This is a genomic window from Litoribacter ruber, assembly GCF_018500185.1.
GTDB classification, from domain to species: Bacteria; Bacteroidota; Bacteroidia; order Cytophagales; family Cyclobacteriaceae; genus Litoribacter; species Litoribacter ruber.
Window position 1 is genome coordinate 1 of record NZ_JAHBGI010000006.1, and the last position, 13,576, is coordinate 13,576.

The 13,576-nt window shown below is 46.0% G+C and carries 13 protein-coding genes; 3 read left to right on the forward strand and 10 right to left on the reverse strand.

Annotation, left to right across the window (positions count from 1 at the left end):
- Window positions 1–414 precede the first annotated feature (414 nt).
- From rplT to KIH41_RS10100, 7 genes are all read right to left on the reverse strand, one after another.
- Window positions 415–759 carry a 50S ribosomal protein L20 gene (gene rplT, locus KIH41_RS10070; protein ID WP_213946001.1) on the reverse strand — a complete coding sequence of 115 codons (345 nt, stop codon included), beginning with the start codon at window positions 757–759 and terminating at the stop codon, window positions 415–417.
- 102 nt (window positions 760–861) lie between these two features.
- Window positions 862–1,056, reverse strand: a complete 195-nt coding sequence (gene rpmI, locus KIH41_RS10075; RefSeq protein ID WP_143961388.1) for a 50S ribosomal protein L35 — start codon at window positions 1,054–1,056, stop codon at window positions 862–864.
- 25 nt (window positions 1,057–1,081) lie between these two features.
- On the reverse strand, window positions 1,082–1,636 hold the full coding sequence (infC, locus tag KIH41_RS10080; RefSeq protein ID WP_213946002.1) for a translation initiation factor IF-3: 555 nt from the start codon (window positions 1,634–1,636) through the stop codon (window positions 1,082–1,084).
- A 167-nt stretch (window positions 1,637–1,803) separates the two neighbouring features.
- Complete coding sequence (gene thrS / locus KIH41_RS10085) at window positions 1,804–3,750, reverse strand: threonine--tRNA ligase (protein ID WP_214162337.1); 1,947 nt, start codon at window positions 3,748–3,750, stop codon at window positions 1,804–1,806.
- Window positions 3,751–4,006: 256 nt separating this feature from the next.
- Window positions 4,007–6,601, reverse strand: a complete 2,595-nt coding sequence (locus KIH41_RS10090; RefSeq protein WP_213946004.1) for a DNA gyrase/topoisomerase IV subunit A — start codon at window positions 6,599–6,601, stop codon at window positions 4,007–4,009.
- Window positions 6,602–6,721: 120 nt separating this feature from the next.
- Window positions 6,722–8,626 (reverse strand): DNA topoisomerase IV subunit B, encoded by a 1,905-nt coding sequence (locus KIH41_RS10095; RefSeq protein WP_213946005.1) that lies wholly within the window; start codon window positions 8,624–8,626, stop codon window positions 6,722–6,724.
- Between the two features lie 32 nt (window positions 8,627–8,658).
- The gene (locus KIH41_RS10100; RefSeq protein ID WP_213946006.1) at window positions 8,659–9,147 is read right to left on the reverse strand and encodes a DNA topoisomerase IV; all 489 of its coding nucleotides are present in this window, start codon (window positions 9,145–9,147) and stop codon (window positions 8,659–8,661) included.
- 174 nt (window positions 9,148–9,321) lie between these two features.
- On the opposite strand from KIH41_RS10100, the gene KIH41_RS10105 reads away from it, so the two are divergent.
- Complete coding sequence (locus KIH41_RS10105; protein WP_213946007.1) at window positions 9,322–9,708, forward strand: magnesium transporter CorA family protein; 387 nt, start codon at window positions 9,322–9,324, stop codon at window positions 9,706–9,708.
- Here KIH41_RS10105 and KIH41_RS10110 read toward each other — a convergent pair.
- Window positions 9,698–10,621, reverse strand: a complete 924-nt coding sequence (locus KIH41_RS10110) for an ROK family protein (RefSeq protein WP_213946008.1) — start codon at window positions 10,619–10,621, stop codon at window positions 9,698–9,700. The two genes, KIH41_RS10105 and KIH41_RS10110, sit on opposite strands and share 11 nt — an antisense overlap.
- A 48-nt stretch (window positions 10,622–10,669) precedes the next feature.
- Window positions 10,670–11,155 (reverse strand): YkgJ family cysteine cluster protein, encoded by a 486-nt coding sequence (locus KIH41_RS10115; protein ID WP_246539076.1) that lies wholly within the window; start codon window positions 11,153–11,155, stop codon window positions 10,670–10,672.
- 111 nt (window positions 11,156–11,266) lie between these two features.
- Here KIH41_RS10115 and KIH41_RS10120 point away from each other — a divergent pair, with 111 nt between their 5' ends.
- The gene (locus KIH41_RS10120) at window positions 11,267–11,626 is read left to right on the forward strand and encodes an arsenate reductase family protein (RefSeq protein WP_213946009.1); all 360 of its coding nucleotides are present in this window, start codon (window positions 11,267–11,269) and stop codon (window positions 11,624–11,626) included.
- On the opposite strand, the gene KIH41_RS10125 is transcribed toward KIH41_RS10120, so the two are convergent.
- Window positions 11,623–12,450 carry a CvfB family protein gene (locus tag KIH41_RS10125; protein ID WP_214162338.1) on the reverse strand — a complete coding sequence of 276 codons (828 nt, stop codon included), beginning with the start codon at window positions 12,448–12,450 and terminating at the stop codon, window positions 11,623–11,625. The genes KIH41_RS10120 and KIH41_RS10125 overlap by 4 nt on opposite strands.
- Before the next feature lie 232 nt (window positions 12,451–12,682).
- On the opposite strand from KIH41_RS10125, the gene KIH41_RS10130 reads away from it, so the two are divergent.
- Window positions 12,683–13,573: a 3-hydroxybutyryl-CoA dehydrogenase gene (locus KIH41_RS10130; RefSeq protein WP_213946011.1), complete on the forward strand. Its 891-nt coding sequence runs from the start codon at window positions 12,683–12,685 to the stop codon at window positions 13,571–13,573.
- Window positions 13,574–13,576 lie beyond the last annotated feature (3 nt).

Here is a 13,576-nt window from a genome sequence, read left to right on the forward strand (position 1 = left end):
AGTGGTTCACGATGCAGCCACGTTTGGTGAAATGATGAATGATGAATGATGAAGTACTTTCGTTCCACTGATGCCCCATCCGAAGAGCGAAGCTCCGAGGGAGGGCGACGCGTGTAGAGACGTTGGATTGCATCATATGGACAAAATGGCTATCAACAGCCTCTGTTGCTAGAATACGTGGTACATGGTACCTGGTACTTGGTACCCCTCCTAAGTATGAAGTGGTTCACAGTAGTTCAGCCACGTTTGGTAAAAAAATAATGAATGTAGAATATCGAATGATGCTTGCCCACCGTGGCGGGAATAATGAAGTACACTTTCGTTACAGTCACGCAACTTAGTGCCTAGTACAACAAAAAAACCGCTCTACATATGCAGAACGGTTTTTGTATGAAAAATAAGCTTAGTGCTCGCTTATTTTACTTTTTCAACTACAGCTTTGAATGCCTCTGGGTGGTTCATGGCAAGGTCAGCAAGAACTTTTCTGTTAAGATCGATTTCTGCTTTCTTCAACATGCCCATCAATTGGGAATACGAAACGCCGTGCTCTCTGGCACCTGCGTTGATACGCTGGATCCATAGGGCTCTGAATTCTCTCTTCTTCGCTTTTCTGTCTCTGTACGCGTACTGTAAACCTTTTTCGTACTTGTTTTTGGCTACGGTCCAAACGTTGCTACCTCTTCCGAAGTAACCTCTGGTAGCTTTTAATACTTTTTTTCTTCTTGCTCTTGACGCTACCGCGTTGACTGATCTAGGCATAATTTTTAATTTTTGACTCTTGGTGCCCGAAGGGTCTTTAAACCAAGCATCTGGTGAATAATAACCTTAATTAATTTGTTTTGTCAGAAGTTAAGAATCTGATCAGATTCTCAACATGTCTTTTACTCTTCCTTCGTCTGACTCGTGGACGTTGCCCATTTTGGTAAGATTTCTCTTCTGCTTGGTCGTCTTCTTAGTCAGAATGTGGCTTTTGTAAGCATGCTTTCTTCTGATTTTGCCGGTTCCTGACAATTTGAACCGCTTTTTTGCACTTGATTTGGTTTTTACTTTAGGCATTTTTGCTGTATTTATTTAGTTGAAATTATTTCTTGTTACCTGCTTTGGGAGAAACGAAGATGTTCATGCGCTTACCTTCCATCTTGGGAAGCTGCTCCACCTGACCGTACTCTTCCAGTGCCTGTGCAAATTTCAATAAAAGCATCTCGCCTCTCTCTTTAAACACGATCGTCCTACCCACAAAGTGCACATAGGCCTTCACCTTGGCACCCTCTTTCAGGAAGTTGATCGCATGCTTGAGCTTGAAGTCAAAATCGTGATCGTCCGTGTTGGGTCCGAATCGGATTTCTTTGACTACTGTTTTTGCTGCGTTGGCTTTTATCTCCTTTTGCTTTTTCTTCTGCTCGTACTTAAACTTCGCATAGTCAATCACCTTACATACGGGCGGGTTGGCGCTGGGAGAAATCTCAACAAGATCAAGGTCATTTTCCTGGGCCAGCCTTACTGCTGCATCTGTAGCCATCACGGCATTGCCGCCTTCTACAAAATCCCCCACTACCCTGACCTCGCGGGCCCTGATCTTGGAATTTACCTTATATGGTTCTTCTTGTCTCGGTTTAAACGGTTTTCTTCCTCTCAAAATAGTTATGGTTGTTTAATGAATTTGACTGCAAATATCGCAATAATTTTTATTTTATAAAAATCAAAGAATTAATTCCTTAATTTATTTAAAGATGGAGGATGTCGGATGCCCTTTCTGCAGGGGTTAAAATTTTTTCACCCCTGCAGAAAGGATTACCGTCTTCTTTAATTCAAACTCTCCGCGATGATGTTTTTGAAATAGGCTACAAATTCCTCCACTGTGAAGCTTCCGAGGTCGCCCTGACCGTGTTTGCGGACAGAAAGTTTGCCTTCGGCCTGCTCTTTTTCACCCACGATGATCATGAATGGCACTTTCTTCATTTCTGAATCCCGGATCTTGCGACCGATCTTCTCATCCCGGTTATCCAGGTTGCCACTGATGTCGGCATCCTCAAGCTGCTGCTTGATCTGCTCGGCGTAATCGGCAAATTTTTCGGAAATCGGCAGGATGTTGATCTGCTCGGGAGAAAGCCAAAGGGGGAAATTGCCTGCACAGTGCTCAATAAGCACGGCCACAAATCTTTCTAGGGAACCAAATGGTGCCCTATGGATCATCACAGGTCTGTGGCGCTGGTTATCTGAACCCACATATTCGAGTTCAAATCTATTAGGTAAATTATAATCTACCTGTATAGTTCCAAGCTGCCAGCTTCTACCCAAGGCATCCTTGACCATAAAGTCAAGTTTAGGCCCGTAAAACGCTGCTTCTCCAAGCTCGGTCACGGTATCCAAACCCTTCTCCTTGGCCGCCTCAATGATATCAGACTCTGCCTTGTCCCACAAAGCATCCTCTCCAATATATTTCTCCTTATCCTCAGGATCTCTTAGGGAGATCTGCGCGGTATAATTCTCAAAACCCAAGGCTTTGAACACATACAACACGAGGTCAATTACCTTGATAAACTCTTCTTTCACCTGGTCAGGACGGCAGAAAATATGCGCATCATCCTGGGTAAAGCCCCTCACGCGGGTCAATCCGTGCAGCTCACCGCTCTGCTCATATCTATAGACGGTCCCGAATTCGGCATAGCGAATAGGAAGGTCCTTATAAGACCTTGGCTTATGTTTGTAGATCTCGCAGTGGTGCGGACAGTTCATCGGCTTAAGCAAGAACTCCTCCCCCTCATGCGGTGTGGCAATGGGCTGGAAGGAATCTTTTCCATATTTGGCGTAGTGGCCAGAAGTCTCATAAAGTGCCTTATGGCCGATATGAGGTGTCGCAACCTGCTGATAACCGGATTTGTCCTGGGCCTTCTTCATGAAGTTAACCAATCGCTCGCGCAATAGGGTGCCTTTTGGCAACCAAAGTGGTAAGCCCTGTCCCACCTTTTCGGAGAAGGTAAACAGCTCAAGTTCGCGGCCCAACTTACGGTGGTCACGCTTTTTTGCTTCCTCAAGCAATACCAGGTATTCCTGAAGTTCCTTTGCTTTTGGAAAAGTAACCCCATAAATTCTGGTAAGCATTTTATTTTTCTCATCCCCTCTCCAGTAGGCACCGGCAACATTCAATAGCTTAACAGCCTTGATGAAACCTGTATTTGGAATATGGGGTCCACGGCAGAGGTCGGTAAAATTTCCCTGCTCGTAGAACGTGATGGTACCGTCCTCGAGGCCTTCGAGAAGGTCCAGTTTATATTCATCCCCCTTTTGCTCGTAGTAGGCAACGGCTTCTGATTTGCTGATTTCCTTGCGGGAGTATTCGTTTTTCTGCTTGGCCAGCTCGATCATTTTCTTCTCGATCTTTTCCAGCTCGGCCCCGTCGAAGGTCCTGTCCCCAAAATCAACATCATAGTAAAAGCCGGTTTCAATGTTTGGTCCAATCCCAAACTTCACCCCTGGGTAGAGGGCTTCCAGTGCCTCTGCCAGCAAGTGCGCCGAACTGTGCCAGAAGGTTCCTTTCCCCTCTTTGTCGTTCCATGTCAAAAGTTGCACCTCGGCATCCTGGTTGATCGCACGGGTGGCATCCCATACCTCACCATTCACTTTGGCGGCAAGAACGTTTCGGGCCAATCCTTCGCTGATACTAAGGGCGACTTGGTGGCCGGTGATTCCTTTGTCAAACTGCCTGACAGAACCGTCGGGCAGGGTAATATTGATTTGTTGTTCAGACATTTTTAAAATATACAGTGTAAAACATGGCACCTTTACAAACAGGTGCGCTATTATCTTACAAATATGACCAAGTTATGGTTAAATGTAAAATTGTTTGAGATTTATTGTCCGCTGCGCGGACGCTTATGGTTTATTAGTACATAGTTTATAGACCATAGTCCATAAAACTAGAAAAGTCCGTGTGGATCTCTCCACACGGACTTTCAGTTGTCAAACGCCTTAAGCTTTAAACTATAAACTTCAAACCCTAAACATTTTAAAATAACCCCAACTGTTCCTCGTCATCATCTTCATCGACACTTAGGTCTACGCTGTCTCCGACGGTGAGATCGGCTGGGTTTTCTTCTTTTTTGGGTTTGACGGGAGCCAGAAGGGATATGCTTTTGACCGTGTGCGAGGTTAGTTTGTTCCCCATGGCTTTCCAGCCCTTCACGTCGATCAGCATGTCCACGTCGTAGATTACCTCTTCGGTTTCCTTGCCTTTTTGAAGCTTCACCTTCACCTGAGGCTGCTCCTCAGTGCTGACTACCTCCAGCTGGCTGTTTCTGTGGTCAGATATGAAGTTGAATTTCTTGTTCACGGTAGAAGTTTCCACCATAAAGCGCTTGACAAAATAGGTCTTGGAGGTGCCGTCAAAGTAGATGGCTGAAATCACCTTTTTGGGGTCAAATTTCTCCAAAAGCAATAGGTCCTTGGACTCATATCTATTCGTCACCTCAAAAGAGGTTAGCTCGTATTCCCCGTTTCGGTACACGGCAATGATCTTGTCATCCCCCAGGAAGTTGTCCACCAATCGGCCCCTTCCATCTGTGTTCAGCCTGCCGATATGTTCATCGTAGTAGATATCCAAACCGCCAAGGGTAGAGACGCCTTCCATTTTCAATTGGATCTTGCGAACCGGGTATTTGGTCAGGATATTTCCTCCTGCACCCCTACCCTTGATTTCAATGGTGGAGAAGTCAAAGTCAAAAACCTTCACCCTAGCCTTACTTCCTTGGGTGAGGTAAACGGTCACAATTTCCGCCTCACCATTGGGATTTGCTGTGAAGTACATCACCTTGGAACCTTTGGTGCCTTTGGTAAGCACATATTCCCTGTCACGGGTGACGCTGAGCACCTGGAATCTTTTGACCATGGCCCTACCCGAGCCGCCGTCGAGATAGATCAAGTTATAAACCATGCGCTCATCCCCTTTGCGGTAAACCGCTACGTGGATGATGTCTTTGCCTACAAATACCTTGTCCTGGATTTTGGTCACCTGGGCCGTGCCGTCACGTTTGAAGACAATAATGTCATCCAAGTCGGAACAGTCGCAGACAAACTCATCCTTTTTCAAACCGTAACCGATAAAACCATCGGCTCTGTTTACATACAGTTTGGCATTGTTGGCTGCCACCACGGTGGCCTGAATGTTTTCGAAAGCACGGATTTCGGTTTTTCTTTCCCTTCCCTTGCCATATTTATCCAGCAGGCCTTTATAATACTTGATGGCATATTGGGTCAGGTGGTTGAGGTTGTAATTCACCTCTTTCAGCTCTTCCTCCAATTTGCGCATCAGCTCATCGGCCTTGAAAGCATCAAATCTGGAAATCCGCTTGATCTTGATTTCAGTCAGCCTTACAATATCCTCAGTGGTGATCTCCCGATAAAAATCAGGTTTGTAGGGTTCCAATCCCCTGTCGATGGTTTCGATCACCGCATCCCAGGTTTCACACTCCTCAATGTCGCGGTAGATCCTGTTTTCGATAAAGATTTTCTCCAAAGAAGAGAAAAGCAGTTTCTCCATCAACTCCGCCTTACGGATCTCAAGCTCCCTTTTGAGCAGCTCCTTGGTCTGTTTGGTGTTGTAGGAGAGAATATCGTTGACGGTGAGGAAGACAGGCTTGTCTTCTATAATCACACAGGCATTTGGCGAAATGGAAACCTCACAATCGGTGAAGGCATACAGGGCGTCGATGGTCATGTCCGGAGACTGTCCCGGTGCCAGCTGTATCTGGATTTCCACTTCAGCAGCCGTATTGTCGGTTACTTTTTTTATCTTGATCTTACCCTTGTCATTGGCTTTGATAATGGACTCGATCAAAGAGTTGGTGGTGGTACCATATGGTATCTCCTTGATCAGAAGAGTTTTGTTGTCCTCTTCCTCGATTTTTGCGCGAACCTTTATCTTTCCTCCTCTGATCCCCTCGTTGTATTCGGAAAAATCCCCCAATCCCCCGGTAGGGAAATCAGGAAGCAGGGTTGGCCGTCCGCCTTTGAGGACTTCTATCGAACCTTCGATCAGCTCGATAAAGTTGTGGGGCAATATTTTGGTAGAAAGGCCTACAGCGATCCCCTCCACTCCTTGTGCCAAAAGCAATGGAAACTTGACAGGCAAAGTAACCGGCTCCTTTTTCCTTCCGTCATATGACAGTTGCCATTCGGTTGTCTGTGGGTTAAAGACCACATCCAGGGCAAACTTAGAAAGTCGCGCCTCGATATATCTGGCCGCTGCCGCACCGTCGCCGGTACGGATATCGCCCCAGTTGCCCTGGGTTTCGATCAAAAGGTCTTTTTGGCCAAGATTTACTATGGCATCGCTGATCGAAGCATCCCCGTGGGGGTGGTACTGCATGGTCTGCCCGATGATGTTGGCCACTTTGTTGAAGCGCCCATCATCCATTTCCTTCATGGCGTGCATGATCCTACGCTGCACGGGCTTGAAACCATCCTCAATGGCCGGCACCGCCCTTTCCAAAATCACATAGGATGCATAATCAAGGAACCAGTCCTTGTACATGCCCGTCACGGGAATCGACTCATGCAATTCCTCGTCGTTGTCCAATGGTCCGTTGTTTTCTAAATCACTCATTTAAAACAAATATTTCGCGATACTGTAATTTTTATAACCCAAGCCTCAAAATATGAAAAGCATCAAAAAATTTCATCAATAATGCAATCTCTAGCATTTTTGCATTATTACTGCAATAATTTAGGCCGTTATTTTTTCTTCCTCCTTAGCTTTCCTTTTAGCTTCCTCTTCCTCCTTTACCAAATCCTTTTCAATCTTGAGGTTGTCAATGATGAAATTTTGGCGGTTAGGGGTGTTTTTGCCCATGTAGAAAGTCAACAGGTCGGCAATCTTGGTGTCTTTGCCCAAAATGATCGGCTCCAAACGGATATCCTCACCTATAAAGCCTCCAAATTCATTTGGGGAAATTTCACCCAGCCCCTTAAATCGTGTGATCTCCGGTTTGCTACCCAGCTTCATGATCGCCCGCTGCCTTTCCTCATCGGTGTAACAATAGATCGTTTCCTTCTTGTTTCTTACTCTGAATAGCGGGGTTTCCAAAATATAAAGATGGCCGTTTTTCACCAAATCGGGGAAGAACTGAAGGAAGTAAGTCATGATCAGCAACCTGATGTGCATTCCGTCCACATCGGCATCGGTAGCGATCACAATTTTCCTGTATCGCAGGTTTTCAATCCCGTCTTCAATGTTTAAGGCATGCTGAAGGAGGTTGAATTCCTCATTTTCATACACCACCTTTTTGGTCATCCCAAAGCAGTTGAGCGGTTTTCCCCTCAAGGAGAATACGGCCTGGGTCTGCACATTCCGGGATTTGGTGATGGAACCTGATGCAGAGTCCCCCTCGGTGAGGAAAAGCATGGTTTCATTTTTCTTCTCATCGCTGGCTTTGGGGTCATCATAATGCACGCGGCAGTCCCTGAGCTTCTTGTTGTGCAGGTTTGCCTTTTTGGCTCTTTCGTTTGCCAGTTTCTTGATGCCGGAAATTTCCTTGCGCTCACGTTCGGACTGCAGGATTCTTTTCAGCAGGTTATTGGCCGCATCGGGATTCTTGTGCAGGTAGTTGTCCAGCTCGGTTTTGATGAAATCATTGACAAACGTCCTCAAAGTGGGCCCGTCCGGCCCGATGCTCTGGGAGCCGAGCTTGGTCTTGGTCTGGGATTCAAAAACAGGTTCCTGGACCCTCACCGCGATGGATGCCACGATACTTTGTCTGATATCAGAAGCATCGTAATCTTTTTTGTAAAACTCCCTGACGGCCTTGACGATCGCTTCCCTGAAAGCGGTCAGGTGCGTACCTCCCTGGGTAGTGAACTGCCCGTTAACAAATGAGTAATATTCCTCCCCATACTGGTTGCTATGGGTCATGGCCATTTCAATGTCATTGCCTTTCAGGTGAATGATGGGATACCTGCGGCTGTCCTCATCCACTTTTCTGTCCAAAAGGTCATGAAGTCCTCTTTCGGAAAAATACTTCTTGCCGTTATAATTGATGGTAAGACCGGCGTTCAGGAAGGCATAGTTCCAGATCTGGTTTTCCAGGTATTCCGGAATGAAATGGTAGTTTTTGAAAACGCTGCTATCCGGGGAAAAAGTGATTTTGGTCCCGTTTCGATCGGAGCTTTTCACTATGGGCTTATCCTCTTTCAGAACGCCCTTCTCAAATTCCGCGACCTTGGTTTCCCCGTCGCGGTAGGATTGCACGCGGAAGTATTCCGACAAGGCGTTTACCGCTTTGGTACCGACCCCGTTTAGCCCGACAGATTTCTGGAAGGCCCCCGAGTCGTATTTACCACCGGTGTTGATCTTGGACACACAGTCGATGACTTTTCCCAATGGGATGCCCCTACCGTAGTCCCTTACCTCCACCTTGTGTTCACTGATCTTGATATCGATGGTGCGGCCGTGGCCCATCATGTGTTCATCGATACTGTTATCGAGAATTTCCTTTACCAAAACGTAAATCCCGTCATCCTGGGCGCTCCCGTCCCCAAGCTTCCCGATATACATACCGGGTCTGAGGCGGATGTGCTCCCTCCAATCCAGGGATTTGATACTGTCTTCTGTATATTGAACGTTTGACGCCATAATATGCTTGATTCAGATGAATGTTAAATTAATCAGGACCTAACCTGGCTTAACTTTTTGCCTAAAATAGCAAAAAGCAGGATAATCCAAACTACCATGAACACAGGAATCATGTAGAAAAATGGACTGAACTCCTCTGTCTTGATCTCATATTGGTTGTTGATGCTATGGATAAAGAAGGCGATGATCACCATGGAAACGTTTAGAATTCCCGCAAATGAATAGATCCAGCCCAACATTTTGTCGCTAAATGGGTCTCCTGTGGGGAAAAGCTTTCTTAGGTTGGTGGTGGCTTGCTTTTCTACCATTTTCCCTGAAAATACAACAATCAGGTTGATGATAATGAAAGCTCCGATTCCAAAATAGAAGAAGGTATCCCTGGCGACCGACTTGACCGGCATGCCTGAAGCATCTAGTTGGTAGGCGACATTTTCGGGAAGTGCCGCGTAGATGTACATGAAAAGGATGATAAAGAGCAGAATAGAAAGGAAATGAAAGGCTTTGGCAAATCTTCTGTACATAATCAGTATTTAATTAAGCCGCTAATATAGAATTTTTATGGGAATCAAAACGGCCTGTGCGAGGGAACACCTTGCCTATAAGTCTTATTGGACCAAATTAATTCCCTGAGTCAAAGTATAATATCCTTATAAATATATTTTTGCTTACTTTTGTGGCCAGAAATCCCAATCATTATGTCCAGAATCCCCCAAGTTCTCCTTACCCTATTGGTTTTTGCCACACTTTCCTGCACCGGCCCGCTTGACACCGGGATTATCGATACGGAGGAGTGGAAAAAGGACCGATACGGCTGTCTGGGACTGCGACTGGCCTATGAAAGCGAAATAAGAAGTATCAAAAATTCCTTCTTGGGCAAAAACAACCAGGAGCTGATCAAAACCTTTGGCAGGCCTGACCGTGTGGAGCTGGTGGACAAAAGCCAAACCTTCTTTTTCTACTTTCTGGAACCTTCCTCCAACTGCGAAGGGGTGGAAACAGAAAAAGAACCTCTAAAGGTTCTTTTCCGCTTAAATTCTATAAACAAGGTCAGCGAGGTGACCGTGACTACACTCAATCCATAAAACATAAAGCTGCAGCCCCCAAGGTTCCGGCATTGTTTTCCAATGTCGCCTTTTCCATCCTCAGGTCGGAAAGGTAATATTTGGTCAGGTACTGGCGCACTGTTTTTTCCAAAGAAGGCATCATAAACTCCAAGCCTGCGGAGATGCCGCCGCCGAAGTAAATTTCATTCACGTCCAGGATTCTCACCGTAGACACGATGGCCTCCCCCATGATGCGGCCCACTTCTTCAAAAACCATCAGGGATACCTGATTGCCGGCCTTGGCAGTGTCCACCAGCAAGTGGGTACCCAATTCCTTGTCCAGGAGTTCGCCTGCTTTTTCGGGATAGGCTTCTATCATTCGCTGCATGATGCGGAGTATCCCGTTTCGGCCGATGAGTTTTTCCAGCCCCTCGTTGCCTCGGGAAAGCATATGGCCCATTTCCATGGCATTGCCCCTGGCTCCTTTGAAAATCTCACCATTCATGACCATGGCACTCCCGATCCCGGTACCCATGGTGATAAAAAGAAAGTTGGGAGAGGTTTGTGACACCCCAAATTTGAGTTCCCCGAATGCCGCGGCAGCCGCGTCATTTTCGAGGTAAAAGTTGATGTCTTTATAAAGCTTCTGAAGAGATCCTTTGAGATCAAATCCGTTGAGCGCCGGGATGGCGGGGATTTCCAGGGTGGTGGTTCTTTCTTTATTGACCAGACCTGGCAGGCCTATGCCGACATTTTTGACTTCCGGAAACATGTCCAGGTATTTGCCGATTACTCTAAGGAAACAAAGATTAAACCCGTCGGGGTGTTCTTTATATGGTCTGGTATCCTCTTTAAAAAAGGAGACGATTTTACCTTGCCTGCTTACCAAGCCAATTTTCAAATGGGTACCGCCAACATCCACCCCCAAAAAATGCTCTTCTTGTTGATTCATATCTAATTTTAATAGGTTTAATTGCCCTAAGATAGCAAAGAGAATGATTTACTTCCTAAATTCCCGGGAAAAGACTTGAAAAATACGTAAAACTGCAGGACATACCAAAGTGTTGCGCAGGGTCAAGGCCAATATGCCTGTCATGTTTTTGCGGTCGGTATGGGGGTATTCCCGGCAGGCCTTTGGACGGTCTTCATAAATCAGACAGGTGTTGTCGTCCAAAAGAAAGGAACAGGGGCTTTTTTGCAGCACATAGTCCCCCTCTTCGTCCATCCGCAGATAGGTATCGATAAACTCCCCCGTTTTCATCTTCAGGGTTTTGCTTATCCTTTCAATGTCAGTGGAAATGAAGATGGGGCTGGTGGTTTTGCAGCAGTTTGCACAACTCAGGCAGTCAATCTCCCTAAAGGAATTCTCATGCTCCCGGTGAAACATCTGATCCAGCCCCTTGGGCTTGACCTTGCGCAGCTTATCCTTCAGCTTCTTATTGGAAGAATATTCGCTTCTACTTATATTTTCAAAACCTTCAGTCAACTCCCACTAATTAATATTACCCTTTATTTTAAATATTAAATATTTTACCTTCTTTTATTTGCATTTGAATTGATTTTATTCTAATTTCAAATACACTTAAAGCCACATAATATGAAGATGCATCCAAATGAATTGTTCTTCTACTATACCCCCGATCACTCTATAGACAAGAAGGCCAGAGCTTATGCCCGATCCGTTTCCCGATATGTGAATGAAATCAACATAGAAAAGGAAAAAATCACCACTACCGGTTGGCGCACCATTTTGGACAAGCTGGACCTGCGGCCCAAAGACCTGCTCAACCGGGCCCATCCCGATTACCAGGCGCACATAGCAGGCAAAACCTGGGATGATGAGAGCTGGCTGCAGATCTTGGTGAAATACCCTCACCTGATCAAAGCACCCATTGCCATCAAAAGGGAGAAAGCGGTGCTTTGCCTTAAGCCTAACGACATTCTTAAACTTAATTAAGTAAGATGGATGCCATCTAGCTCAATGGTGATTTTTTTATCCTTGTATAGCTGACCGATTGACTGTTTAAAATGTTTTTTACTCATACCCAGCACTTTTTGGATTTCTTCGGGGGATGATTTATCATGGAGGGGCAAAGATTTGCGGACTTTTAGAATCTCGAGAATTTTTTCCGCCCCTTTTTCATATTTTTCTCTGGTAGGCGCCTCAAGCATGAGGTCGACCTTTCCGTCTTGCCTTACCTTTTTGACAAATGGGCTGACCTTGTCCCCTACGGCCAAGTTGCGGAAAACCTCATTCTTGTAAAGAAGCCCCTCAAACTTCCCTTCGATAAGCACTTTGAATCCCAGCTCCGATTCATCGAACACCACTCCTTCGACTTGCTGCCCGGGTTCGTAACCCTGCGTATCAGTCAAAATGAAATCCTCGTATTTGGACACGCCGATCAGTCTGTTGGTTTTGTGATCCACACAGACCATGACCAGATACTTCTCGCCCTCTACCATATCCTTGCCCATTTCGGACTTGGGTACAAAAAGGTCCTTCTGCAGGCCCCAATCCATGAAGGCTCCAAACTTGGTGATTTCCTTGGCTTCCATCACCGCAAACTCATCCACAATAGCATTTGGCCTGTTGGTCACGGCTACGGGGCGGTCCTCGCTGTCGGTATAGACAAACACTTCTATTTCTTCCCCTTCTTTTTCATCACCTTTCAGGTATGATTTGGGAAGCAAAACTTCCTCTCCGTCTCTTAAGGCCAAATAGGCACCGTTGGGTGTGAAGCGGTTAATCAATAGGCTGCTGATCTTTCCAAGTTCTTTCATAATTCGGATATAGGGTTTTTAGAATCCACAAAATTACGCATTAATCCCAAAGGAATGGAACAAACCCTTCTTTTTCATCTTCAAAGCCTTCCTTATGCACCAAACAATATTTTGAAATTTTTGTCCCAAATTGGAAAACGCCAAATATCCCTGTATTTTAGGCCTTGCAAAAAAGCAAAACAAATCGGGCCGATTGGGCCTTTTTTAACCATAAACTCAAATATCAAATTTTATGAAGCATATTTCTGTGATCGGATCAGGGACCATGGGCAACGGTATCGCCCACGTTTTTGCCCAGAAGGGTTATCAGGTATCCTTAATCGACCTCAACCAAGACGCCCTAGAGCGCGCGATCGGCACGATCAGCAAAAACCTTGACCGGCAGGTTAGTAAGGAGCTTATCTCCGAAGAGGAGAAAAACCAGGCTTTGGCCAATATCAAAACTTTCACCAAATTAAACGACGGGGTGGCTGATGCTGACCTGGTGGTAGAAGCTGCCACTGAAAACGTGAAAGTCAAGCTGGACATCTTCAGAGAGCTGGATTCCATCTGTGCTGAAAAAACCATTTTGGCCACCAACACCTCCTCGATTTCCATCACCAAGATCGGCGCGGTGACCAGCAGACCCAACAAGGTGATCGGCATGCACTTCATGAACCCAGTACCGGTAATGAAACTGGTAGAGGTAATCAGAGGTTATGCCACTTCCGATGAGGTTACCAGCCGTATCATGGAGCTTTCCAGCAACTTGGGCAAATCTCCGGTGGAAGTAAACGACTACCCTGGCTTTGTGGCCAACAGAATCTTGATGCCTATGATCAACGAGGCCATCTATACCTTGTATGAAGGCGTGGCTGGCATTGAGGAAATTGACACGGTAATGAAACTGGGCATGGCTCACCCAATGGGTCCCTTGCAGTTGGCGGATTTTATCGGGCTGGATGTCTGCCTTTCCATTCTTAGGGTATTGCATGACGGTTTTGGAAACCCAAAATACGCCCCATGCCCACTTTTGATCAACATGGTGGAAGCTGGCTACATGGGTGCAAAGTCCGGTGAAGGTTTCTACAAATATGTCAAAGGAAGCAAGGAGCTGGTGGTTTCCGAGAGGTTCAAAAAGTAACTC

Coding starts and splice junctions, on each gene's coding strand:
- KIH41_RS10100 (WP_213946006.1), bottom strand. CDS start 9,147: ATGTACAGAAGATTTGCCAAAGCCTTTCATTTCCTTTCTATTCTGCTC.
- rplT (WP_213946001.1), bottom strand. CDS start 759: ATGCCTAGATCAGTCAACGCGGTAGCGTCAAGAGCAAGAAGAAAAAAA.
- KIH41_RS10110 (WP_213946008.1), bottom strand. CDS start 10,621: ATGAATCAACAAGAAGAGCATTTTTTGGGGGTGGATGTTGGCGGTACC.
- KIH41_RS10125 (WP_214162338.1), bottom strand. CDS start 12,450: ATGAAAGAACTTGGAAAGATCAGCAGCCTATTGATTAACCGCTTCACA.
- KIH41_RS10090 (WP_213946004.1), bottom strand. CDS start 6,601: ATGAGTGATTTAGAAAACAACGGACCATTGGACAACGACGAGGAATTG.
- KIH41_RS10120 (WP_213946009.1), top strand. CDS start 11,267: ATGAAGATGCATCCAAATGAATTGTTCTTCTACTATACCCCCGATCAC.
- KIH41_RS10105 (WP_213946007.1), top strand. CDS start 9,322: ATGTCCAGAATCCCCCAAGTTCTCCTTACCCTATTGGTTTTTGCCACA.
- KIH41_RS10130 (WP_213946011.1), top strand. CDS start 12,683: ATGAAGCATATTTCTGTGATCGGATCAGGGACCATGGGCAACGGTATC.
- rpmI (WP_143961388.1), bottom strand. CDS start 1,056: ATGCCTAAAGTAAAAACCAAATCAAGTGCAAAAAAGCGGTTCAAATTG.
- KIH41_RS10095 (WP_213946005.1), bottom strand. CDS start 8,626: ATGGCGTCAAACGTTCAATATACAGAAGACAGTATCAAATCCCTGGAT.
- thrS (WP_214162337.1), bottom strand. CDS start 3,750: ATGTCTGAACAACAAATCAATATTACCCTGCCCGACGGTTCTGTCAGG.